General features: G+C 72.1%; 26 protein-coding genes. 9 read left to right on the top strand and 17 right to left on the bottom strand.

Annotated features, from left to right (window positions below):
- The 6 genes from ACN6LM_RS01630 (at position 1) to ACN6LM_RS01655 (ending at position 4,283) form a co-directional block, all read left to right on the top strand.
- Positions 1-696 (top strand): zinc finger domain-containing protein, encoded by a 696-nt coding sequence (locus ACN6LM_RS01630; RefSeq protein WP_445063445.1) that lies wholly within the window; start codon positions 1-3, stop codon positions 694-696.
- Between the two features lie 158 nt (positions 697-854).
- Entirely contained in the window at positions 855-1,496 is a 642-nt protein-coding gene (locus ACN6LM_RS01635; protein WP_445063446.1) for a WhiB family transcriptional regulator, read from the top strand.
- A complete protein-coding gene (locus ACN6LM_RS01640; protein ID WP_445063447.1) occupies positions 1,493-3,142 on the top strand; it encodes a hypothetical protein in 1,650 nt (549 codons plus the stop codon). The genes ACN6LM_RS01635 and ACN6LM_RS01640 overlap by 4 nt, the downstream gene beginning before the upstream one ends.
- A complete protein-coding gene (locus ACN6LM_RS01645; RefSeq protein ID WP_190044128.1) occupies positions 3,139-3,330 on the top strand; it encodes a hypothetical protein in 192 nt (63 codons plus the stop codon). The genes ACN6LM_RS01640 and ACN6LM_RS01645 overlap by 4 nt, the downstream gene beginning before the upstream one ends.
- A gap of 87 nt (positions 3,331-3,417) precedes the next feature.
- Positions 3,418-3,654: a hypothetical protein gene (locus tag ACN6LM_RS01650; RefSeq protein WP_445063448.1), complete on the top strand. Its 237-nt coding sequence runs from the start codon at positions 3,418-3,420 to the stop codon at positions 3,652-3,654.
- Between the two features lie 203 nt (positions 3,655-3,857).
- On the top strand, positions 3,858-4,283 hold the full coding sequence (locus ACN6LM_RS01655) for a plasmid mobilization protein (RefSeq protein WP_445063449.1): 426 nt from the start codon (positions 3,858-3,860) through the stop codon (positions 4,281-4,283).
- Positions 4,284-4,292: 9 nt separating this feature from the next.
- Here ACN6LM_RS01655 and ACN6LM_RS01660 read toward each other — a convergent pair whose 3' ends face one another.
- On the bottom strand, positions 4,293-4,778 hold the full coding sequence (locus tag ACN6LM_RS01660; protein ID WP_445063450.1) for a hypothetical protein: 486 nt from the start codon (positions 4,776-4,778) through the stop codon (positions 4,293-4,295).
- 84 nt (positions 4,779-4,862) lie between these two features.
- Here ACN6LM_RS01660 and ACN6LM_RS01665 point away from each other — a divergent pair, with 84 nt between their 5' ends.
- The 3 genes from ACN6LM_RS01665 (at position 4,863) to ACN6LM_RS01675 (ending at position 7,987) form a co-directional block, all read left to right on the top strand.
- Positions 4,863-6,605 (top strand): relaxase/mobilization nuclease domain-containing protein, encoded by a 1,743-nt coding sequence (locus ACN6LM_RS01665; RefSeq protein ID WP_445063451.1) that lies wholly within the window; start codon positions 4,863-4,865, stop codon positions 6,603-6,605.
- A 164-nt stretch (positions 6,606-6,769) separates the two neighbouring features.
- The gene (locus ACN6LM_RS01670) at positions 6,770-7,213 is read left to right on the top strand and encodes a hypothetical protein (protein WP_445063452.1); all 444 of its coding nucleotides are present in this window, start codon (positions 6,770-6,772) and stop codon (positions 7,211-7,213) included.
- Between the two features lie 78 nt (positions 7,214-7,291).
- Entirely contained in the window at positions 7,292-7,987 is a 696-nt protein-coding gene (locus tag ACN6LM_RS01675) for a hypothetical protein (protein WP_445063453.1), read from the top strand.
- A 232-nt stretch (positions 7,988-8,219) separates the two neighbouring features.
- Here the strand turns inward: ACN6LM_RS01675 and ACN6LM_RS01680 are convergent, their stop codons facing one another.
- From ACN6LM_RS01680 to ACN6LM_RS01755, 16 genes are all read right to left on the bottom strand, one after another.
- Positions 8,220-9,032, bottom strand: a complete 813-nt coding sequence (locus ACN6LM_RS01680; RefSeq protein ID WP_445063454.1) for a DUF317 domain-containing protein — start codon at positions 9,030-9,032, stop codon at positions 8,220-8,222.
- A gap of 15 nt (positions 9,033-9,047) precedes the next feature.
- Positions 9,048-9,338: a hypothetical protein gene (locus ACN6LM_RS01685; protein WP_445063455.1), complete on the bottom strand. Its 291-nt coding sequence runs from the start codon at positions 9,336-9,338 to the stop codon at positions 9,048-9,050.
- Positions 9,339-9,436: 98 nt separating this feature from the next.
- Entirely contained in the window at positions 9,437-9,790 is a 354-nt protein-coding gene (locus ACN6LM_RS01690) for a DUF317 domain-containing protein (RefSeq protein WP_445063456.1), read from the bottom strand.
- 248 nt (positions 9,791-10,038) lie between these two features.
- Positions 10,039-10,935: a DUF7019 family protein gene (locus ACN6LM_RS01695; protein WP_445063457.1), complete on the bottom strand. Its 897-nt coding sequence runs from the start codon at positions 10,933-10,935 to the stop codon at positions 10,039-10,041.
- A gap of 172 nt (positions 10,936-11,107) precedes the next feature.
- A complete protein-coding gene (locus ACN6LM_RS01700) occupies positions 11,108-12,178 on the bottom strand; it encodes an MSCRAMM family protein (RefSeq protein ID WP_445063458.1) in 1,071 nt (356 codons plus the stop codon).
- A gap of 49 nt (positions 12,179-12,227) precedes the next feature.
- Positions 12,228-13,961 (bottom strand): MSCRAMM family protein, encoded by a 1,734-nt coding sequence (locus tag ACN6LM_RS01705; RefSeq protein WP_445063459.1) that lies wholly within the window; start codon positions 13,959-13,961, stop codon positions 12,228-12,230.
- Between the two features lie 112 nt (positions 13,962-14,073).
- Positions 14,074-14,562: a hypothetical protein gene (locus ACN6LM_RS01710; RefSeq protein ID WP_445063460.1), complete on the bottom strand. Its 489-nt coding sequence runs from the start codon at positions 14,560-14,562 to the stop codon at positions 14,074-14,076.
- Positions 14,563-14,592: 30 nt separating this feature from the next.
- Entirely contained in the window at positions 14,593-15,465 is an 873-nt protein-coding gene (locus ACN6LM_RS01715; protein ID WP_445063461.1) for a DUF317 domain-containing protein, read from the bottom strand.
- Positions 15,462-16,691, bottom strand: a complete 1,230-nt coding sequence (locus ACN6LM_RS01720) for an ATP-grasp domain-containing protein (RefSeq protein ID WP_445063462.1) — start codon at positions 16,689-16,691, stop codon at positions 15,462-15,464. Before ACN6LM_RS01720 ends, ACN6LM_RS01715 begins: the two co-directional genes overlap by 4 nt.
- 42 nt (positions 16,692-16,733) lie before the next feature.
- Positions 16,734-17,036 (bottom strand): hypothetical protein, encoded by a 303-nt coding sequence (locus ACN6LM_RS01725; RefSeq protein ID WP_445063463.1) that lies wholly within the window; start codon positions 17,034-17,036, stop codon positions 16,734-16,736.
- 35 nt (positions 17,037-17,071) lie between these two features.
- Positions 17,072-18,307 carry an MFS transporter gene (locus ACN6LM_RS01730; protein WP_445063464.1) on the bottom strand — a complete coding sequence of 412 codons (1,236 nt, stop codon included), beginning with the start codon at positions 18,305-18,307 and terminating at the stop codon, positions 17,072-17,074.
- Positions 18,304-18,822 carry a regulator gene (locus ACN6LM_RS01735; protein ID WP_445063465.1) on the bottom strand — a complete coding sequence of 173 codons (519 nt, stop codon included), beginning with the start codon at positions 18,820-18,822 and terminating at the stop codon, positions 18,304-18,306. The genes ACN6LM_RS01730 and ACN6LM_RS01735 overlap by 4 nt, the downstream gene beginning before the upstream one ends.
- Complete coding sequence (locus ACN6LM_RS01740; RefSeq protein ID WP_445063466.1) at positions 18,819-19,616, bottom strand: winged helix-turn-helix transcriptional regulator; 798 nt, start codon at positions 19,614-19,616, stop codon at positions 18,819-18,821. The genes ACN6LM_RS01735 and ACN6LM_RS01740 overlap by 4 nt, the downstream gene beginning before the upstream one ends.
- 41 nt (positions 19,617-19,657) lie before the next feature.
- Positions 19,658-20,071 (bottom strand): hypothetical protein, encoded by a 414-nt coding sequence (locus ACN6LM_RS01745; protein ID WP_445063467.1) that lies wholly within the window; start codon positions 20,069-20,071, stop codon positions 19,658-19,660.
- A 10-nt stretch (positions 20,072-20,081) separates the two neighbouring features.
- Positions 20,082-20,501 carry a hypothetical protein gene (locus ACN6LM_RS01750; RefSeq protein ID WP_445063521.1) on the bottom strand — a complete coding sequence of 140 codons (420 nt, stop codon included), beginning with the start codon at positions 20,499-20,501 and terminating at the stop codon, positions 20,082-20,084.
- Positions 20,502-20,524: 23 nt separating this feature from the next.
- Positions 20,525-21,004 (bottom strand): hypothetical protein, encoded by a 480-nt coding sequence (locus ACN6LM_RS01755; RefSeq protein ID WP_445063468.1) that lies wholly within the window; start codon positions 21,002-21,004, stop codon positions 20,525-20,527.
- Between the last annotated feature and the right edge of the window lie 7 nt (positions 21,005-21,011).

Here is a 21,011-nt window from a genome sequence, read left to right on the forward strand (position 1 = left end):
GTGGACCGCCGCGAAATCGCCGCCCTGCTGGCCTACATCGGCCGGCTCGACCCCCGCACCATCCGCACCGACCCGGGTGAGGCCCGCGACCAGCTCGCCCAGTGGCACGAGCTGCTCGGCGACGTGCCGATGGCCACCCCGCACGGCTGGGACGCCCGCGTCGCCGCCCGCCAGCACATCCGCACCTCGCCGTACCAGATCCTTCCCGCGGACGTGGCCCGTCCCTGGGAGAGCTACCGGCGCGACCGCCTGGCGAGGCACTCCGACCCCACACCGTCCGTCGATCCGGACGACCAGGCCGCCTGGACCGCCGAGCTGGCCGGCGCCCGCCGCGCTGTCGCCGCCGGCCTCGCGCAGCCCGCACAGGCTCGGGCGATCACCAGCGGTCGCGGGGTCGATCCGAAGCTGGAGGCCCGACTGCGGGAGATCGGCTCCTGCATACCGCCCGCAGCCCGAGCCGCCCTCGCGCCCTACCGGCCCGCCCGGGCAGCACGCGAGGTCGCCGTCGCGCAGGGCCAGCCCGACCCGCTCGGCGTCCGCTGCGGCTGGTGCCTGGCCCAGCCCGGTGAGCCGTGCCGCCGACGCCGGATCGGTCCCGACGACGGGGTACGCGGAACAGCGCCGCGTGCCACGCCGCACCCCGGCCGCCTCGACCTCGCCACCGCCCAGCAGGCCCAGCAGCCGGCCATGGTCTGACCGGCGTCCATGGCTGGTGCACCCCGCTCGGTGCACCACCGACCACCACCGTCTCGCCTCGGCTGCGGCGCACGCTCCCGCGCCGCAGCCGGCACCCGACGCCGCGCCCGCCGAGCACCGCCCTGGCCTGCCGACGCGGCAGCACATCGGAGAACCCCTTGCGCCACATCACCACCCACGACTCGCCGGCCACCGGTCTGCGCGGCATCGCAGACACCAGCTGGCACACCCGCGGAGCGTGCCACGGCATGGATGTCGAGGACGCCGACGCCGTCTTCTTCCCTCTCCCCCGGGACCACGAAGCCATCGCCGAGGCGAAGGAGCTGTGCGGCTGGTGCCCGGTGCGCAGCGACTGCCTCAACTACGCACTGGAGAACGTCCTCAAAGAGGGCATCTGGGGCGGGCTCACCGAGGCCGAGCGCCGCCCGTGGCACGACGGACTGCCCCAGCGCCTCGACTACCGGCGCGTGACCGCGTTCTTCCAGGGACGCAACGTCCACCTGACCGAGGCCGAGCGCCAGGTCGTCGTCGACCACGCCTACGTCCGGGGCTGGCGGCCCGCCCGGCTCGCCGCCGGCCTGCAGATCAGCCCCAAGCACGCCCGTGACCTGCTCCGGCAGGCGGCCAACAAGGTGCTCGACCGCGACCGCCGCCAGGGTGTGCCCCGGCCCAAGAAGAAGCGGCAGAAGACCGCTCCAGCAGCGGGCCGCCCCGCGACCACCAAGCCCGGCACCCGCCAGCCGGTGTCCCGCCAGGCAGCGTCGACCGTGACGCCCGCCTCTTTTGGAAAGGCCGCATGACCCACCCCGTCCTGTCCCTGGGTGCCGCTCCGGACCTCCCTCTCCTCCTCGTCGCCGGCGTCCCCGCCGCCTTCGCCCTGGTGCTGGTCGCCTGGACGATCCGGCGCCGGGGAGCCCACCCGCAGAAGCGCGTCGGCGGTCCGGCGGTCAAGGTCGCCGCCCTCGCTGCCCTCGGCTGCACCGCCTACAGCGCCGACACGTCGTGGCGCTTCGCGGCCGACTACCTCGACATGGCCGGCACCGCCGAGCGTGCCGGGATGTTCGCCGCCGCCGAACTGGCGCTCTTCGCGACCGCGCTGATGGCGCGGCAGAACCTGGCCACGCAGGGCGCACCTGGCCTGCCCGGGACGCTGGTGTGGGTGATCACCGGAGTACAGGTGATCCCCGCCTATGCCGAGAGCGGTCCCGTCGGTGGCACCGTCCGGGCCTTCGTCGGCCCGGTCATGGCGGCGATGCTGTGGCACCTCGCCATGGGAATCGAGCTGCGGCTTCGCACCCCTGGCGCCGCCTCCCACGGCCTGCTCGCCGTCCTCGGACGGGAGGCGCGCGAACGGCTGCTGTCCCGCCTCGGCATCGCCGCCCGCGACCGCGACGCCGCGCAGATCACCCGGGACCGGGCCACCGCCCGCGCGGTCGACCTGGCCGCCCGCCTCGCCGAGCGCACTCCAGAGCGGCGGGAGGGCTGGCGAGGCCGGCGGCTCGCCCGACGGCTGTCGAAGGCGGTCGCCAGGGCCTCGGTCGGCACCGACCCCCTCCAGCGCACGCAGCTGCTCGACCAGCTCGCCGCCCGCCGGCATGCGGTCGCCCTCGCCACGGTCCCGCTCCCCTCTCCCTGGTCCCCGGGGCTTACCACCACCGCGGCTGCCACGGTCCCCGCGCAGGAGACCTCGGAAGCACCGGTCCCCGTAGCCGGTCCCCACGGTCCCGGCGAGTCGGAGGACGGGGACCGGGGACCGGGCTCCCCACGGGGACCGGTCCCCGAAAACTGGGACTTCAACACACCAGCAGTCGCGGGGACCGAGGGCGATGACACGGGGACCGAGACGCCAGACGTGAGCACCGTCCCGGGGACCGTCCCCGTCGAACCGGACCCCGACGAGGGGACCGCCGGCGGCGCGGGGACCGACGGCCCTGCTGCCGAAGTGCCTGCTCAGGCGCATGATTCGCATCGGGGACCGAGGGGCGCCGAGTCGGGGACCGAACCCACCGGGGACCGGGGACCGACCGACACCGACACCGACACCGACACGGGGACCGAACCCACCGGGGACCGGGGACCGACCGACACCGACACCGACACGGGGACCGAACCCACCGGGGACCGGGGACACAAGGTCCCCCTCCGGCGGAAGACCAGCTCGAAGACCAGGGCCAAGGGCAAGGGGCAGCGCGGAAGCCGCCGCACCCCTCAGGCACAGCGCCCGTCGCGCGAGTCGGAGCAGCCGGTGGACCAGCTCGTCCAGCAGGTCCTCCCTCACGTCCCCGCCCTGCTCGAACGGGACGGCAACCCGGCCATCACCCGAGTCCAGCTTCGGGAGATCCTCCGCCGCGAGGGACTGAAGGGTGGCCGGAACGACCGGCTGAGCCTCGTCCTCCAGGAGCTGCGGAGCATCGACACCACGACGACAAGGAGCAATGCCCGATGAAGACCTGCCACTACTTCACCACCATCCGTACGCAGTACGAGCGGGAGATCGGCTTCATGCTCGCCCACTCCAAGCGGTACGAGGGCAGTCCGGCGGCGAAGTCCAGCGCGAAGCAGGCTGCATCGGCGAAGCAGCGGATGGCCCGGGCCCTCAGTGGCCATGTCGGGCGCTGCCCCGAGTGCGGTTGAGCCTGCAAAGCCCCAGCTCAGCAGTCCTATCTGCCATGGGTGGCCCGGCTTCGCGCCGGGCCACCGCCCCGCTTACGGAGGTACGCCGTGATTCCGCCTTCTCCTCGGTCATCCGAGCCCACGGTCGCCGAGGCCGGCGCCTGGGCGGACGTCCTGGTCCGCCGGCGGCTCGTACACGCCGCTGTTCTCGCACCCACCGGCCAGTGGCTCGTCCAGGGCCATCCCGACGGCTCAGTGCGCGTCCTCGCGGGACCGGCCGACGTCCTCGAACTGGCCGCCGCCATCCAGCTCCACATCCGTTCCACGAGGCCCGAATCCCGATGACGTACCCCACCCAGAACGGCACCACCCCGGAACCTGCTCGCGACCACAACTCGGTCTCGGGGCGAGCAAGTTATCGGCCAAGCTACTCTTCCCCGTTGGGGACGGCAGCTTGGCCATCTCCCGCCCCAGGGGTGGCGGGAGCGGTCCAGCACCGGGGGGCGCTGGACCGTCAGGCGGCGACCGAGGGCGGATCGCAGCCAGGGGTGGAGGAGCCGCCACGAAGCTGCACGAGCGCCGCTGCGAGCCCCGTCGCTCGTAAGCGCTCTCCCCAGAAGAACAAGCGCGCCCGCATCTGCAACGTCCGTCTCAGCGATGACGAGTGGACCCGTCTGACCGCCGCGGCACGTACTTCCCGCAAGAGCCTGCCCGCCTACCTCGTGCGGGCCGGGCTCGCTGCGGCCGAGGACGCCGAGAACACCGCTGCCGTCATCGCGGGTCACCGAGATCTGATAGCCGAGCTGTTCGCCGCGCGCCGTCATCTCGGGCAAGTCGGCAACAACTTGAACCAGGTCGCCCGCGCCATCAACAGCGGCGGGCAGCCGGCGGAACTCGACGCGGTCGTGTCGGCTGTGCAGCGGGCAGTCGCTCGCGTGCAGGTGGTCACCGACCGGATGCTCGAACAGGACTGATCGAGCAGCTCATGCCGACCACGAGGCGCTGCCGGCCAGCAGGCTGCGGACGTCGCGCCGAACGGCTTCCTGGAACCGGTCGCGTACGACTCCGACCTCGTTCTTCATCGCGAGAAGACCTGCGGTGTCACCTGGGTCCGCAGCCGCCACGTAGTCGCACGCACGTCGCAGTCTCCGGAAGATCTCGTCAGCCGCCCGAACCACGTCGAGCGGGGCCAGGACGTGTACCCGCTGTCGCGCAGCACCAAGGTTGAAGGCGGCGAACGCGGCCTCGGCCGCCGCTTCCCGTTCCTCGACCGCGGTGGTTCGCAGCACGCGCAGGAGGTCCCTTCCCGTTTCCTCCGTCGCGACCAGGTACTCGGCGTACAGCGTTGTACGCAGTTCCAGCAGCCGCGCGACCGCCTCCCGTCGCCATCGCCGACGATCCGTTAGCGCCGTGGCGACCGCTCCGAGCAGGACTCCGAGCAGTGCGGCGAGAGGCGGTATCCAGCTCATGCGCCGATACTTCCCGCCCTCGGCGCATGGAACGCCGTCTTCCCCGCGGCCATCCCAGTTGATCAACCAGTCAAGGGCAGCAGCATGATTCCCCGGATCCAGAAGCGCGGGCAGCGCACCATCGGACTCCTGTACTACCTCTACGGGCCTGGCAAGTTCGAGGAGCACACCGACCCGCATCTGGTCGCTTCCTGGGACCACAACGCTCCCGACCCCGGCCGCGACGCCACCGCGACTCTCCAGCAGCTCCAGCAGCTCCTCGACCAGCCCGTCGAGAACATCGACCAGGCCCAGCGTCCGAAGAAGCACGTGTGGCATCTGTCGGTGCGCAACGGCGCCGAGGACCGCATCCTGGCCGACGAGGAGTGGGGTGACATAGCCCGTCGTATGGTCGCCGCTGCCGGCATTGACGATCCGGAGACGGGGGCGGGCTGCCGATGGGCAGCGGTCCGTCACGCTGACGACCACATCCACATCGTCGCCACCCTGGTCCGCGAGGACGGCTACAAGCCGGACCTCGACAACGACGCCGCCCGCGTCCAGGCGCAGGCCCGCGCTCTCGAAGTGGAACTGGGCCTGCGCCGGCTCAACAAGGGGGACGGAACGGCCGCGAAGCGGCCCACCAGCGCCGAACGCCACAAGGCCGCCCGTCAGGGCCGCGAGCGCACGGCTCGTGAGGAACTGCGCGAGACGGTGCGGCGTGCGGTGGCCGGCGCGAGGAGCGAGGAGGAGTTCTTCGACCGGCTCGCCGGCGCCGGCCTGCTGATCCGCAAGCGCACCGCGCCCTCCGGGGACCTCCTCGGATACAAGGTCGCCTTGCCCGACGACCGGAACCGGGACGGTGAGCCGGTGTTCTACCCCGGTGCGCGCCTTGCCCCCGACCTCTCGCTGCCTCGCATCCGGGAGCGCTGGTCCGGCGACGCCCAGGACGCCCCCGTTCCCCGGCCGGAGGACGCTGCCCGTACGGGACCGAGCACTCCAGCCGCTGCCCGCCGTAGGACGGCATCGGCAGCGTGGCAGGCCATGCTTGTCATCGAGCACGGCGACGACGCGGTCGCCGCCGCGCACATCGCTGCGGCCGGCGAGATCCTCGACGCCCTCGCGAAGACGTCCGCCGCCCACACCCGCCGCGAACTTCGCGAGGCCGCAACGGCCTTCGAACGGGCCTCTCGCTCCCACGTCCGCGCCGTACGCGGACACGACCGCGCCCTGCGCCAGGCCGCCCGCGACCTCGTCCACGGCGGCCCGGCCCTCGGCCGCGGTGAGGATGGCGCGAGCACCGCGATGGCGGTCGACATGCTGTTCTTCCTGATCACTGCCGCCGCGCACTGGCACGCGAAGAAGGGCCACGCGCAGCAGGCCGCCGCCGCCGCGCGGGCCGCCGAGCACCTGCGCTCCGCCTACCAGGAGGCCGCCGCCGGCCCCCTCGGCGTGCTCTACCAGCGCGGCCGGAGCCTGAACCGGCCCCTGCTCCAGCGCCAGACCGTGGTGCTGCGCGAGGCGCTGCCCGGACTGGCCGAGCAAATCCTCGCCGAGCCCGGCTGGTACGCCCTGGCGGCCACCATCGCGGACGCCGAAGCCGTCGGCCACGACCCCGCCGCCCTCCTGTCCGACGCGGTCGAGCGCCGCGAACTCGACACCGCGGAGTCGGTCAGCGACGTGCTGGTGTGGCGGATGCGGAGGATGGCCGACCTGCCCGCCGACGCCTCGGAACTGCCCGCGCACGGCACGGCAGGCGGCTCGTCCCCGACGCGCAGGGCGGCAGCCCGGGCCTCCGCGCCTGGCCGACGGCGCGGCGGGGAGGGCGCCGTCGGAAAGACCCGGTAGGCCCTGCGGCCAGGACGTGTGCGTGTCGGCACGCGTTCGGGAACAGGGACACCGCCGCCGTCCTGGCCTCCTCGAGGGTCACTGTGGACTTTGTGAATTGAAGCTCCCGGAGGTGTGGGGCACGATCATGACGCGAGCAGGACGAGGCGAAGGAGGACGTCAGGATGTTTCACCGGATACGCCGCCGGGCGGCGGAGCCCAGCGAGGCGCAGCGCCGATTCTTCGAGATGTCGGCACGGCTGCAGGACCGGGTCCCGCCGGGCGTCGGGAAGCCGGCGGCTGAACCCGGGCGCGGTGAGCCCGTCGCCGTGGTGGACGACTTCCTTCCGCCGGAGCTGCGGGTGCCCAGCCACGACCAGCTCGACGGCCGCATGATGCCCTGGGGACAGCCGCTCGTCCTCGACGGCGAGATGGTCGCCTGCACCGAGTGCGGCGCGTACCGGGACTGGCTCGTCCTCTCCACCCGCGACGAGATCTGGCTGCGCTGCCGGGCCGGCCACCAGCAGCAGGAGACCCGCCTCGACACCGCCTGGTACAACCGGAGCGCCGGGCCGGCGGACGCGACGCACGCCACGTTCGAGGACTGCCTGCGCCACCTCGGCCACTGACCCCCACCCCTACAACCCACCGGGCCCGCGGGCCCGCACTGACCACCCGTCTCCAAGCACCAAGGGGTCAGTACCGTCATGCGCGTTCGCGTCGCCACCACCGCCCTCGGCATCACCGCCGCCCTCCTCGCCGTACCCGCCTGCACCAGCGGCGCCCCCAGCACGAAGCCCGACACCACCACCTCCTCCCCCGCCGGGAAGCCGGCCCGCTCCGACCGGAACGCCGCCCCGCTGTCTTCGGACATCCTGAAGACGCGCCTGCTCGACGAGAGCGATCTCGGCAGTGGCTACGCGCGCAAGCCGGAGCGCCCCAGCCAGCACGACGACGTCACCGTCATCGGCTGTCCGGCCCTGAGCGAGCTGGGCGGCGAGGCGGCCACCGGCGGCACGCTCGCCTTCCCCCGCAAGGCGAAGGTCACCTTCGCCTACGCCGACAGCGCCTCCGAGGTCTCCGAGGAGCTGTACAGCGACAGCGCGGACAAGCTGTCCGACGGCATAGGCCGGATCTTCGACGCCATGACCGGCTGCCCGAGCTATCAGGTCGTCGCGGGCGGGACCCCGATCGACATGGCCTCGCAGAAGCTGACCGCACCCTATGGGCTCGGCGACGAGCGGTGGAGCCAGCTCCTGACGTTCTCCGCCGGAGGGCGGAGCACCGTGGTGAAGCAGACCGCGGTCCGCGACGGCGGTCTGCTGCTGATCGTCTCCGGCTCGCCGGGCCTGGTCGACCGCCACCTCGACAAGGCCCTCACCAAGGCCACTGCGACGAGCTGACCGGTCCCGATCCGCGGATGCCCCCGGCTCCGCCCCCCTGGGGCGGGTCGGGGGCATCCGCGCGTCCACCGACCGTCAGTGCGTGCCGCTTGGGCCGCCACCGACATGCTGCGTCGGCCTCGACGACGCGGGGCGGCATCGTGTGCAGGTGGGCCGGCCCGAACAGCAAGGAGCCCGGCTCTCCCACAGGGAGGCCGGGCTGTATGCGTCGGGCAAGAGGGGCCGCCAGGCGTTAGATGGCCGGCGCGCGCAGGAGCCGCTCGTGGGTGGCCTCGGGCAGGACCCGTCGCAGGACCGGTGCGGTCGAACTGAGGGAAGAGGCGAAGGCGGCGACAAGGTCGTGCGGAACGCTGCTGCCGAACGACGCCACCCACAGGCACGGTGCGCCGAGCGCGGGCTCGGCCCATGCCTGCCACCCTGCCGGTCCCGCCTCGTCGGCGCTGGTGGTCAGCGCGCGCGGGTCGCCGTCCTGAATGAGGGGCGGTACCTCACCGAGGCTGATGTGCGAGGTGAAGGTCGGGTCCGTCGCTGCCGCCTCGGGCTGGTCGATGTCGCGGAGCCAGCCGTGTGCGGCGACCGCGTCGAGGACCGCCTCCGGGCCGGTGAACGGCACGACGGGCTGGTCCCGGGCGTCGAGCGCGACGAGGAAGTCGGCCACGGCCTCGCCGGGGACATCGGGGGTGAAGTAGGCCGACCACCCAGCGAGCGGACTGCTCGTGCCCGGACGGGCGGAGATCTGCCAGGCGATCGGCAGCTCCCCCAGATAGAACGGCTCGTCCGGCAGACACCATTGGGCCCACCGGAGGGTGTCGGGGCTGATGTGCAGGACGGTGCTGCGCAGGACCTGGCGGTCCCCGTCCGGCTCGTCGCGACCGCGGACGATCGTCAGGCTCGACCAGCCCAGGCCGGAGAGCGTGTCGGCGACGGTGTCATAGAGGCGCTTGTCATCACCGGCCAGGTGCCGGGGGCCAACCCAGAACGCGGGCTGTCCGCCGGGCGGCGTGGACGGGACGAGCGGAAAGTCGGGGTACAGGGGCGCCTCCAAGGGCTCGATGCGGTTCTACTTGCCGCCGGCACTGCGGCGGGGGCGGCGTGGGGGTGACTGGACGGGTTCCTGCCAGGTCAGGGCGACGGCGACCTCGGGGGGCAGGTGACCGAATTGGCTGTTCTCGTCCCGGCCCTCGGCGAGGTAGACGACGGTTCGGCCGGTCTGATCCACGGACTGCACGACCTGCGCCAGCCGGTGGGCCGCCGGAAAAAACGGGTTCATGGCCTGGCGGACCGGAGCATCACGGTCACAGCGGGACAAGAGGTCGGCGAGGTCGCCGACAGTCATCTCCGGGGACGTCACGAAGTACCTCCTGGGTGGGGAAAAACGATGAGCGGTGGAACCGGCCGGCGGTCCGCCGGCCGCCTCGAAGCGAGGGGCTCAGAGGGATACTCGCGTTGTCACACGCGGCGTGAGGTCTCCAGCACGCGCGCTATGGTGGCGGCCACGATCTCGGCCGGCGTCTCGGTGTCGAACAACAGGGAGTAGCCGGGCACCTTGGCCGTACCGGTGACGGCGATCTTCCATCCCTCCCCGTTGGTACCGGGGCGGCCGAGCGGGAACCAGCCAAGGTAGAACCGACCGTCCTTCGAGCTGACGTGCACGTCCGCGCGGTCGTCCACAATGAGGTGGAAATCCTCCGCGGAGAACAGGTCCATGACGATCGCGGGCTGGCCGGGACCGAGTTGCCACTCGCGAAGCCGAAGTGCTTTCACGTTCGTGGAGAATCCAGGGCTCACGGGAGCCACAGTCACGGGCTATCACCTCTTTGACCTGGGCTTTCTGACGAGGTCGTCTACGTTGACATGCCCCTGCCCGCCTTGGCCAGTCTTTCCGAGGTCTTTCCTGTCTGCCCCCGGCGAACTGGGTTTCAGATGAAGAGGCTGCCGCCAGATGCGCTGCTCACCTGTATCGCACCGAAGCCCCTATCGGCCCTCGAAGAGGCCCACTCTCGGTTTTCCGTACGGCGCGCAGGTGTCGTACGGCGGCCTCTCTTGCTCATTCATTCCGGCGCTCGGACGCGCTGAGGGCTACGGGGAGCCGTGAGGGTTGGCGGGCTCTGCTCCACGGAGGGCATACGGTGTCTGCGCAGGCGACGGAGCCATCCAGCGTTTCTCCCCTGGTAGCGGACGAGGGTGTCCGGCCGCAACGCCCGTACCCATAGGGGAGCCCCGATCACGATTCGGTGGGCGTCGGCGAGGTCGAACCATCCGTCGAAGTTCCAGCGGGCATCGTCCAGAACAACGTCGGCGTAGATCTCGGCACACCAGTGGGCTTGGCGGTCGTGGCCGAGGGTGTATCCGCGGGTCCAGGGGCGTCCTTCATGTTCCTGGTACGGGCGCTGGCCCTGCTGTACGGCGATCTTGAGGGCTTCCACGGCGCGGGATTGGTCGTCGTCCCACTGCCAGGTGTTCTCTGTACCTCGGCTGCGGAGCAGTTCCTCGATCGCCGGGGCTGCGGATGAGACCCAGCCCTCGTCGAGCGCGTCGGCGGGGCGGAAGCCTTCGACGTGTTCCATGCTTCCGAAGAGAACGACGTCCACCCTGCGTCCCTCTCGGCAGCGGGTCCGGATGTGGCACAGCACGGCCTTGTTCGTGGCGTAGGTGCCGACGAACTCGGCGAACTCCACATGTCCGATGCCGTGGACGTAAGAAAGTGGAGGGGGGCCGTCGAAGGAGGTAGCGGCAAGAGGACCGAGCTTGCGCAGGAGCCGTTGTGCCGTCCGCAGCCGGCTCTGGGCGCGGTTCCCTTCGCCGATCTGGAACTGCGTCATGGGCAGGTTGACGGTGAAGTTCCATCGCCAGCCACGTTCCAGGGACAGGCCGACTTCCTCGGCGACAGCACGCACTCGGCGGTCGGACCAGTACAAGTACCGCCCGGCGGTATCTCTTCGTGCCACGGGTTCCCCTTCGCTTCCCGCACCTGTCCTCCGCTTCACCGGACTCTAGGCGTTCTGCCCGGGATCGCTCCGAGTTCGGCGAAACGTGTGACCGCAGCGGGGACGAGACGGTATGCGGAACAGCCCCCGGGAAGGGTGTCCCGGGGGCTGCGCGTCGAAGGGGCTCTGTGGTCTAGAAGGTCTCCTGGTCGTCCGGTTCGGGCTCGGCCGAGACACGGCGTGATGTGGCGATCACGGTGGCCGTACCGATGGCGACGAGCAGTCCGCCGGCCCCGCCGATAATCCACGCGAGGGCGTCCGAGCCGGTGTGGGCGAGGGCTCCTGCCGGGGTGGCGGGCGTGGAGTCGCCGGCCGGGGCTGCGGAGGCAGTGGATGAGGTGGAGGCCGACTGGTTCGCAGAAGCGGTAGGCGAGGAGCCGTCGCCCAGCTTGTTGGCGTCCGTCGGCACAGGCTTCGGCACGCTGGTCTGGCTGCTGCTCGGCTTGACCGTAGGAGTGGACGGGATGCTGGTGGGCTTGTGCGTCGGCTTGTCCGAGGGGGTGGGCTTCGGACCGGTTGCGCTCTTGGCGTTGGTGACGGTCACGGTCACCGGGGCGCCGGGGCCGGCAGTGAACGTCTTCAACGGCTTGTAGAGGTCGTAGCCGGCGGGGGCCTTGGTCTGCTCGACCCAGAACTGCGCCTTCCGGCTCGACACCGGCAGTTCCCCGGTGGCCGTGCCCCCGGCCCCGGTGGTGAGCGTCAGGAGCGTGGAGCCGCCGGTGCCGATGTTCACGGTGGCGCCGGGCAGGAGCTTGCCGGTCTTGCTGTCCTTGGCCTGCAGGCGGACCTTGGCAGCCTTGAAGGGGTCGGTGATCGTCAGCCGGGTGGCCGCGCCCGGTGTGACGATGACGTCCTGGTCAGCCACAACCTCGTGGAGCGGGCTGCCGGAGGCCGTCTCCTTGAGCCGGTAGACGCCCGGCGCGAGGTCGGGGAAGGTGAGCTTCCCCTGGACGTCCGTCTTCCCACCCCCGACCTCCTGGCCGGTGGCGTCGAGCAGCAGGAACGCGGCGCCGGAGAGCACGTCCCCGGCCTGGTCCTTCTTGGTGATCTCGACGCTGCCCGCCTCGGGGGTAGGTGCCTCGGCGCGGGCGGCCGTCGCTGAGGGAGTCGGCTCGGGGGACGGGGCGGCGACGGCGGCAGCGGGCGTGGCGAGCACGGCCGCGGTGGTCAGGGCGAGCGTGGGCAGGATCTGATGGTGCTTCATAGCGGGAACTCCGGGCTGGCGGTCGGTACGGGGAGGGTGCGCTCGACGGTCAGCTGGCCATGTCGCTCGTGCGCCGGCGGCGGCTGAACAGGTAAAGGCCCGAGCCGCTGGCGAGCAGAGCGGTCGCGCCGGCGATCAGCCACGGTGTGGTGTCCGCGCCGGTGTGGGCGAGTGAGCCGGACGGCGGGGCCGGGGGCGTGCTCGGCGCGGTCGGCGGCGTCGTGGGCGGGGCCGGCGGCGTGGTCGGCGGTGCCGGGGGCGGGGTGCTGGGGCTCGGCGGCGGGGTGGTCGGGACGGGCTGGTCGGCGAGGGTGACCGTGACGTCGGCGCCGGGCTTCGCGGTGAACGCGACGGGGGTGGTGTCGAGCTGGTAGCCGTCGGGGGCCTTGGTCTCGGCGGCCCAGTAGCGGGTTCCGGCCTTGATGAGGACGTCGAGGTCGGCCTCGGCGGTGCCGTTCGTGCCGGTGGTCAGCGTGGTGACGACCTTGCCGGGGACGTGCTTGCCGGTCTTGTCCGTCTCGTCGGCCTGGATGGCGATGACCGCGCCGGCGAGCACCCGGCCGGTGTTCCTGTCGATCTTCTTCACCGACAGATCAGCCTTCTTGAACGGGTCGATCACGTCGAGGGGGTTGGCCTGTGCGGTGCGTCCGGCGGTGATGGTGATGGTCTGCTCGGGCACGAGGTCGTGGACGGGGCTGCCGGAGGAGGTCTCGCGCAGGCGGTAGGTGCCGGCCTGGAGCTGGTCGAAGGCGAGGACACCGTGCTCGTCGGTCGTGCCCGCGGCGACCTTCTTCCCGTCCTTGTCCAGGAGCTCGAAGGCGGCGCCGACCAGGCGGCTGCCCTCGGGGTCCTTTTTCCGGATGGTGACGCCGCCGGTCGCCTCGTCCACGGTGACGGTGGCCCAGTCCTCCGCGCTCGTGGTGCCGCTGGCGACAAGCATGCGCTGAGCGGCGGGGTTCTTCGGGGTGAGGACTTGCAGGTCGGTGGCGGGCAGGCCGTCGGCCTTCGCGGTGACGCTGGCGGTGCCCGCGGTCTTCGCGGTGAACTCCCACTGGGCGGTGCCGCTCGCGCTCGTGGTGACCTTCCCCGAGGCGGTGCCGGAGCCGGACTCGGCCAGCGCGACGGTCACCTTCGGCACGGGGGCGCCCGCGCTCGTGGCGACCTTCACGGCGACGGTGACCTTCGTCCCGGCGGTGGTGGTCGTCACCGACGGGGTGATCGTGAGCGTGTAGGGGCTGGCGAGCCGCTTGGCCTCGGCGATGTAGCCCTGGGCGAGGGTGCGGGCGGTCGGCGAGACGACGGGGTAGGCGAGGCGCTGCTTTCCGCGGGCGCCGTCGAGGGCGTACGTGCCGCCGGCCAGGTACTCGTACACCACGGCGTCGACGGCTGCCGCCTGCGCGTTGTCGTGGGTCTGCCCGTACTTGCCGATCACGTACGCCGCCTGGGCGAGACGCTCCTTCGGCATGGTCTTGCCGGTCACCGAAGACGTCCAGGAGCTGACCGGCCGCGGGGCGCCGTAGCCGCCGGCGTCGGCCGGGCCCTTGCGCTCAGGGTCGGCGCAGTAGGTCTCGGTATCTCCGTGGACGGCCGGGCCGGGCGGGCCGTAGGCGCCGATGTGGGAGGCGTCGGCGTTGCCCCCGGAGTCCGGGATCGTGTAGCCGGGGCCCAAGGAGACGGGAGCGGGGGCTGCCTGGGCGGGAGTCCAGGCCAGGGTGCCGGCCACGCCGGCGGCGGTGGCCACGGCCAGGATTCGGAGGGCACCGCGAACGGTACGGGCATGCACGAGAAAGACTCCTTGGTGCGAGTGAGAGGAAGAAGTTCAGAGAGATCGGCCGAGGCCGACGCCCTTGGGAGGCGCTGAGCGAATCGCTCGGCACGGGGTGGGAAGGCTCGGCTCACCGGGCGCGGCCACCAGTGCGGGCGGCCGGCAGAGCGGGGGTCCTGTGAGCGGTACGGCCTGCGGTGCGTGACGGCGCGGGCTCGGCCCACGCGCCGGGGAACCAGACGGCCGCGTACTGCTCGATGGCGTCACGCAGCCCGGTGGTGACGGCGCCCTCCCAGGGCGGCCTTCCGGGCCGGCGGTACGTGGCGAACGTGCCGTAGTGCTTGCTGTTCACCATGGTGTTGCGAGCCTCGTCGCGGCGGTGAAAGGTGCCGTGGTCCACGAAGTCGAGCACGACCGCGTCGATCTCGCCCCGGTCGGGGTGGACGACCGCCAGGCGTAGGCCACCGTACGTGTCCGCGTGGAAGGTGCGGCTGAAGTCGATCCGCAGCCGCAGCGGTGCGCCCGCGATGGGGGTGGCGTAGTAGGAGGTGCCGACGACCGTGCTGTCGGGGAAAGGGAGGCACAGTTCGGCGAAGAACTCGGGGGCAAGCAGGGACAAGCGGCGTCTCCGGTCGAGGTCGAGCTGGTGTCAGCGGCGCGGACCGGGCAGGGCCGGGCTACTGGTGGTGCTCCAGCGCGGGACGCTGGCGGCCGGGAGCGTGGCCGGGCGGTGAGATGCGACGGCCCGCTTCACGTCGAGCGGGGTCGGGGCCGGCGGCCTTGGCGGGACGATGGAGGTGAGCTGGGCCATGCCCTCGACATAGCTGCGGGTGTCCTGACGCCAGCGCGGCAGCGGGGCCGGGTCGGAGACGCACTCGGTGACGGCCTTGAGCAGGGCGACGGGGGTGTCGGTGCTGGCGGTGGCGTACCAGAAGGGTCGGTCGAGGGAGGTGCCCGCCCAGATCTCCCAGCGGGCCGCGCGCGTGGCCAGCTCGCCCTCCGGGGCGAGGTGACCGATGGTGAAGTGGAGTGCGGCGAGCCCGTCGGGGGCCTTGACCGCGAATGTGTCGGGCTCGGGTCGGTCGAGCTGCCAGCCTCGGTTTACGAGCACGGCGACGGCGTGGAACGGGTTGTGCTCCGCGCTGTCGGCCACGGGGCGTGTGAGGTAGGCGTCGGGGCCCTGTTCATACGCTTCGGCGAGCGCGGTAGTGAAGGCGGTCACGAACTCGGTCGGGGTGGAGTCGTTGAAGCACACGCCCCACGCGGGCGGGCCGAACGGGTCCTTGTAGGCGTTAATCCGCCACAGGCCGTCGTCCTCGCCTTCGGGGAGGAAGCCGAGGCGGATCTTGCGGTCCGGGGAGTTGACGTAGACGTTGCCGAGGTCGTCGTGCTCCAGGTCCCAGCCGAGGGCGCGGAGTGGGGCGAGTGCGGGGTCGCCGATCGCGAGGGAGCCGGCGAGATGGCGCGGGGAGACGTAGACGTCTCCGTCGATGTCGGAGCGCGGGTCGGGCGCGGGGCTCATCGGACCGCCTGGGTGGTGACGGTGATCTCGTGGGCGGCGGTGTCGAGGCGCTCGTTGACCTCGGTGGTGTCGCGGCCGGTGACGATGTAGAACCCGGCCCGGGCGGTGAACAGGTCCCCGTGGGGCGGCAGGAGGATCGGGTCGCCGATCTGGCGGGTCCACTGCACCTGGCGCAGCCAGGGGGTGCGGGCCGCGAATTCCTGGTTGATGTGGCGCTGGGTGAGGGTGCCGGAGGCTGTCGGGTAGAGCATGCGGATACCGGCGGTCTCGTGCCGGGTCGGGGTGAGGTGGGGGGTACGGCCGCAGGCGAGGTCGGCTGCGGCCTTGGGCAGGTCGATGCCGGTGGCGAGGCGGACGAGGTGGCCGATCATGTCGCCGCCGATGCGGGCGTTGACTTCGATCAGGCGGGGGCGGCCGTCGACCAGGCGCATCTCGACGTGCTGGACGCCGTCGGTGATGCCCAGGGCGTTGATCGCGGCGGCGGCGACCGGCGTGGCCTGGGCGAGGAGCGGGTCGTCTGGGTCGACGGTGTGGCCGGTCTCCTCGAAGTACGGTGCCGGGCCGAGGCTCTTGCGGGTGACGGCGACGGCGGTGGTCTCGCCGTGGTGGGTGACGCACTCGACCGAGATTTCGGGGCCGTCGAGGTACTCCTCGACCAGGACCGCGGTGTCCTCGCGGCTCTGGTCGGCACCGGCGGAGGCGAAAGTGAAGGCGTCGGGCAGCTGCTCGGGCCGGTCGATGCGGATCACGCCGATGCTTCCGGCGAACGCGGCGGGCTTGATGACGGCGGGGTAGCCGATGGTCATCGTCGCCAGCCCGGCCTCCACCAGGGACCGTGCCTTCATCGAGGCGGCCGAGGGCACGCCGTGGCGGGCGAACAGGGTGCGGGCGGTGGCCTTGTTGCGGCAGGCCCGCATCACCTCGACGGAGTTCGTCTGCAGTCCGAGCGCGCGGGCGAGGCGGGCGGTGGGCACGAGATGCCACTCCGTCCAGGTGACGACGCCGGCGAGTTCGTGACGTTCGGCGAGGGCGCGGCCGGCGGCGAGCAGGTCGGTGGTGCTGTCGAGGTCGGCGACGGCGTGGTCGACGATGTACGGCTTCTCCCACGACGGCTGGGTGCCGGTCAGCAGGACGACGTCGTACGCGGCGGCCACCTGCTCAAGGCAGTAGCCACGATAGATCTCATCGCCCGGCGAGACGACGAGGAGGCGAGGGCGAGCAGACAAGAAGGGGCTTCTCCGTATCGGTGGAGGGCGGGACGGGGGAGGTCAGGCGGCGCGGCGGCGGCGCAGTTCGAACGCGCCGGCCCAGCGGGGGTGGTCGTCGACCAGACAGCGGGCGTAGAGGGCGGTGAAGTTGTTGTTCAGCCCGGCGACGCCGTGCGGGAGTTGGCGGCGCAGGTCCTCGAAGAGGTCCTTCACGCCGACGCGGGTGGCACCGGCGGCAAGACGGCGGGCGGCCAGGCGTTCCAGGGCTCGGTACACGTGCGGGTTGTGTGCGTCGAAGGCGTGAAACTGCTCGGTGATGGTGCGACCGCGCGCAGGGTTCGGGCCGAGAACGACAGCGGGCATGGGGGTCTCCACAGGCTGGGGAAAGCGTGGCCGGGTCAGGCGCGCAGGGCGGGATCGGTGCGCAGGCGGGCGAAGGCGCAGAACAGCCCGAGCGCCTGCAGGGCGGCGCAGGCGGTGATGACGTGGCCGAGTGCCTCGGGCGGGGTGAGCGCGGTCAGCACGCCGGCGACGGGGAAGGGCAGCAGGAGGATGAGGATGGTCACCGACAGGGTGCTGCCGAACTTCTCCGGCGGGATGAGGTGGGAGCGCAGGGTGCGCAGGACCACCGTCATGCCGCCTTCGCCCGCCATGAGGAGGGCGACGAGGATCAGGTAGGAGCGGTAGTCGGGGGCCTGGGCGGCGGCGAGACAGGCGAGCGAGGCGAGGGCGGCGCAGGCGGCGCCGACCGGCCACAGGCCCAGGCGGTCGATCGCGAACCGGCAGATGGTGACGGCCAGGAGCGTCGCTGCTGCGGCGGCGGACCAGACCAGGCCGACGGCGGTGGTCGACTGCCCGAAGTGCTGGACGACGATCACGGGGCCGGCCGCCTGGAAGAGGCCCGTGGCCAGGTTGGACACAGTGAGCCCGGTCACGAGCCAGCCGAGCGCGGGCAGGGAGCGGATGGTGCGCCATCCGGTGAGCAGGCCGGCGTTCGTCTGCCCCTTGGGAATTCGCGCCGGGGCGACGGGCGAGGGGGGTGTGCGCAGGGCGAGCAGCGCGGCGAGCAGCGAGAGCGCGGTGATCACCGCGAGCATCTGCGGCGGGCCGGTGAGCAGGAGCAGTCCGGCAAGCGCGGGGCCGGTCAGGGTCGCGGTCTGGTCGATCCCGAGCAGAACGGCCTGGACCCGGTGGGCACGTGCACCGGCCCGGCGGCCGGCGGCGGCACCCGCGGTCTCGGCCGCGATGTAACTGAACTCCGTGAGCACGCCGGTGGTCGCCGCGAGCGCCATCACGGTCACGCTCGCCACGATGCCGGACGGATGAAGGTAGAGAAGGACCGCGCCGGCGGCGAGGGCCAGCGCCCGCCCCAGCGAGGCGAGGTGGAAGACGACGGAGGCTCCGCGCCGGTCGACGACCGACCCGGCCCACCCGAACGCCGCCAGCCTCGGAATCCACTCCAGCGCGAACGCGGCGCCGGTCAGCGTGGCGGAGCGTGTGGTGGCCAGGACCAGGAGCGGGATGCCGTAGGTGGACATGGCGAACGCCAGGGCGTCCGCCGTACGCGGCAGGTAGATGCCGCCCACCAGCCCGGCGGTATGGCGCGCGTGCCGGGGCATGACCGCTGCGCTCACGCGACCGGCTCAGGCTCGGGCAGCGCGGTGACCTGCGGATTACGGTTCAGCCACTGGATCAGCAGGTCGCGAAGAACACCGAGGTCCCTCTCGCGCCCCGAGCCGGACAAGGACCCGGTGTCCGCGGAAGCGGAGCCCTCGGCCTGCTCGGTCGCGAGCGAGGTCGCCAGGAGATCGAAGGTGTGCCGGACGCGACTGCCGAAATCACTGACCGGCTCCGGACAGTTCTGGCGGCGGGCCCATCGGGCGGTCGCGTCGTAGAGGTCCGCCAGGGCCGAACCGGCCTCGGTGAGTTCCAGTCCGACGCCGGGTACGGACCGGACGAGACCGTGGCCGCGGCCCGTCTCGACAGCACAGCGCAGGTGGTGCGGGGACAGGTCGTGGAGGATGCCGGCCAGCCGTCGCGGCGGTATCGCCCCGTTGTCGTCGATCTCGGTGATGAGCCGGACCAGCGGCGGCGAGGCCAGCAGCACGATGGCCTTGTCCAGTTCGGCGGAGGTGAGCAGGGTGGTCATCGGCGCGGGCCTCCCGCCGGGACGGCCGCCACCGGGCGGGCGGGCGTGGCGTGGGAGAAGAGGTCGCGGTTGCGCCACGTCGGCCGGGACTGGTTGCTGACCCATCCCTTCGGCGCGGGCGTGAGCTGGGGATGCCCCCAGACCGGATGCTGGCCGGCCTTGCTGAGGGGCTGGCCGGCGGACCACGCGGACAGGGCTCCGAGAACGGGCCCCAGGCCGTCGCCCGCCGCGGACAGACGGTAGGGCCGGCCGATCCCGTCGGTGTCGACCAGGCCGTCGGCCACCAGCTGGCGCAGCGGCGGGTAGACGTTGGTCCAGTCGCTGCTGGGCATGACCATCCTGGCGAGCGCCCGGCCGCTGACTTCTCCGCGCTGCTTGAGCACCCACAGCAGGGCGGCGGCGTGACGCCGGGTGAGCAGGATGAGGCTGTCCTCGACCTGCTCGATCGCGGGCAGCGGGCGGTCCGGCTTCTCCAGGTGCTCCTCGGCCCAGGCGACGATCACCGGCAGCACCGGCAGCAGGGCGGCACCACGGTCGGTGTGGCCGTAGGTGACGTGCCGCGCGGTGTGTTCGGTGCGCTCGACGAGCCCGGCGTCGCACAGTGACTTGAGCTTGGGGTGGAGCTGGCCGTTCTGCAGCCAGGGCACCCGGGCCGCCAGCTCGCTGTAGCGCAGCGGCGGACCGGAGAGCGCCAGCATGATCCTGACGTTCCAGCGCGGAGTGATCATGGCGAGGGCCTCGGTGACCCGGGCGATGTCGGCGTCGGTGTCGGGAGGCAGAGCGGTGATGGCCAAGGGAGGAACTCCTGGGAAGTGAAGAGGGATTCGCCTGCGGGTCAGCGGCTTCGGGGCGCGCTTGGGGCCGGGCGGGGCGGAGCCGGTACGGGCGGCGCGGAGGCTGGCGGTGAGGGTGCCGGGGCCGAGGTACGGGTCAGGCTCTGCAGAACTGCGGAGGCCGACTTGGTCTGGGCGTCGCGGACGGCGACGGCTTCGGCGAGTCGGCGGGCTCCGTCGAGGAGGTGGGAGACCTCGTGCCGGTCGATCTGCCGTTCCGGGTTCAGGAGCCGGGCGAGCTGATCACGGTGGAAGTCGATGCTGCGCTCGGCGAGGGCGAGGTCGGTGTGCATGCCGAGCAGGGCGGAGAGCATCCCGGGTGGCTGGTCTTGGGCACAGGCTTCGAGGTCGGCGAGCGGAGCGCCGTACAGGTCCTCGATCCGTCCGGCCATCTCGATGGACGTGGGATGGGGCAAGCGGGGGCTTTCACGGTCGGCGGGGCCGGGCCGCCCCGGCATGCGGAGGTGCCGGGGCGGCAGGCGGGGCCAGGGTGGTGGTGGCCCTGAGCTGGGTCATGTGGACGGGCCGGTGTCGCTGGTCGAGCGTGGGCATGGTGCGCAGCAGCTCGCCGAGCGCGGTGCGGTAGCCGTCGCGGGCTTCGAGCGCCGCCTCCAGCCACTGCGCGTCGAAGCGGAGCTGGTCCGCCGACAGCTCGCTCATGTCGCGGTCCGGCCGCATGTCCGCGTGGACGCGGTCGCGGACGCGGGCGACCTGTTCCTCGGTCAGGGCGAGGAAGGAGCGCAGTTCCATGGCCCGGGCGAGCGCGGGAGAGGCATCGGGACCGCATGCCGCCTCGTACAGCTCGGAGACGGGGGCGTCGAAGACGTCCTGCAGCTCGCTGTCCATGGTGCTGGTCTTGATTCGCACGCTCACCGGAGGGCCCTTGCCGCTCGGGCCACCGCCGGCGCGGGTACTCCCGCAGGCCGGCGAGCCGGGCTGGTCTGCACCGCCGGCCCTGTGCGGGAACGGTGGCGGGCGAGGCGTTCGTTGGTGGGACCCTTCTTGCCCGGAGCGTCCGGGTCGAGGAGCCACCGCACGACCAGGGCCCGGCCGTCGCGGGCGGTGACGGCCGCGTTCACGCGGTGGGCGAGGTCCATCGTCGGGTCGTCGACCTCACTGGGCTGGGTCTCCAGCGCGGCGAGGAGATCGTCCTCCGCACGGTCGAGCACAGCCTGGGCGTCGAGAAGCAGACCGTGCCACTTGACGATGTCGGTGACGTAGGGGTTCGCGGCCGGATCGTCGGTGAAGACGGCCTTCAAGTGGGCCATGTCCATTCCGAGATGGGTTTCGATCCGTGCGGTGAGCATTCCCACTACGTCTTCACCGACGTCGGGTATGTCGTCAGACAAGGGAAAG

The sequence above is a fragment of the Streptomyces sp. SAS_281 genome, from assembly GCF_052542855.1.

Excerpts from the sequence above, each read along its gene's own strand:
- ACN6LM_RS01750 (WP_445063521.1), bottom strand. The coding sequence starts at position 20,501 with ATGGACAGCGAGCTGCAGGACGTCTTCGACGCCCCCGTCTCCGAGCTG.
- ACN6LM_RS01640 (WP_445063447.1), top strand. The coding sequence starts at position 1,493 with ATGACCCACCCCGTCCTGTCCCTGGGTGCCGCTCCGGACCTCCCTCTC.
- ACN6LM_RS01715 (WP_445063461.1), bottom strand. The coding sequence starts at position 15,465 with ATGAGCCCCGCGCCCGACCCGCGCTCCGACATCGACGGAGACGTCTAC.
- ACN6LM_RS01735 (WP_445063465.1), bottom strand. The coding sequence starts at position 18,822 with ATGACCACCCTGCTCACCTCCGCCGAACTGGACAAGGCCATCGTGCTG.
- ACN6LM_RS01665 (WP_445063451.1), top strand. The coding sequence starts at position 4,863 with ATGATTCCCCGGATCCAGAAGCGCGGGCAGCGCACCATCGGACTCCTG.
- ACN6LM_RS01725 (WP_445063463.1), bottom strand. The coding sequence starts at position 17,036 with ATGCCCGCTGTCGTTCTCGGCCCGAACCCTGCGCGCGGTCGCACCATC.
- ACN6LM_RS01670 (WP_445063452.1), top strand. The coding sequence starts at position 6,770 with ATGTTTCACCGGATACGCCGCCGGGCGGCGGAGCCCAGCGAGGCGCAG.
- ACN6LM_RS01700 (WP_445063458.1), bottom strand. The coding sequence starts at position 12,178 with ATGAAGCACCATCAGATCCTGCCCACGCTCGCCCTGACCACCGCGGCC.
- ACN6LM_RS01660 (WP_445063450.1), bottom strand. The coding sequence starts at position 4,778 with ATGAGCTGGATACCGCCTCTCGCCGCACTGCTCGGAGTCCTGCTCGGA.
- ACN6LM_RS01675 (WP_445063453.1), top strand. The coding sequence starts at position 7,292 with ATGCGCGTTCGCGTCGCCACCACCGCCCTCGGCATCACCGCCGCCCTC.
- ACN6LM_RS01645 (WP_190044128.1), top strand. The coding sequence starts at position 3,139 with ATGAAGACCTGCCACTACTTCACCACCATCCGTACGCAGTACGAGCGG.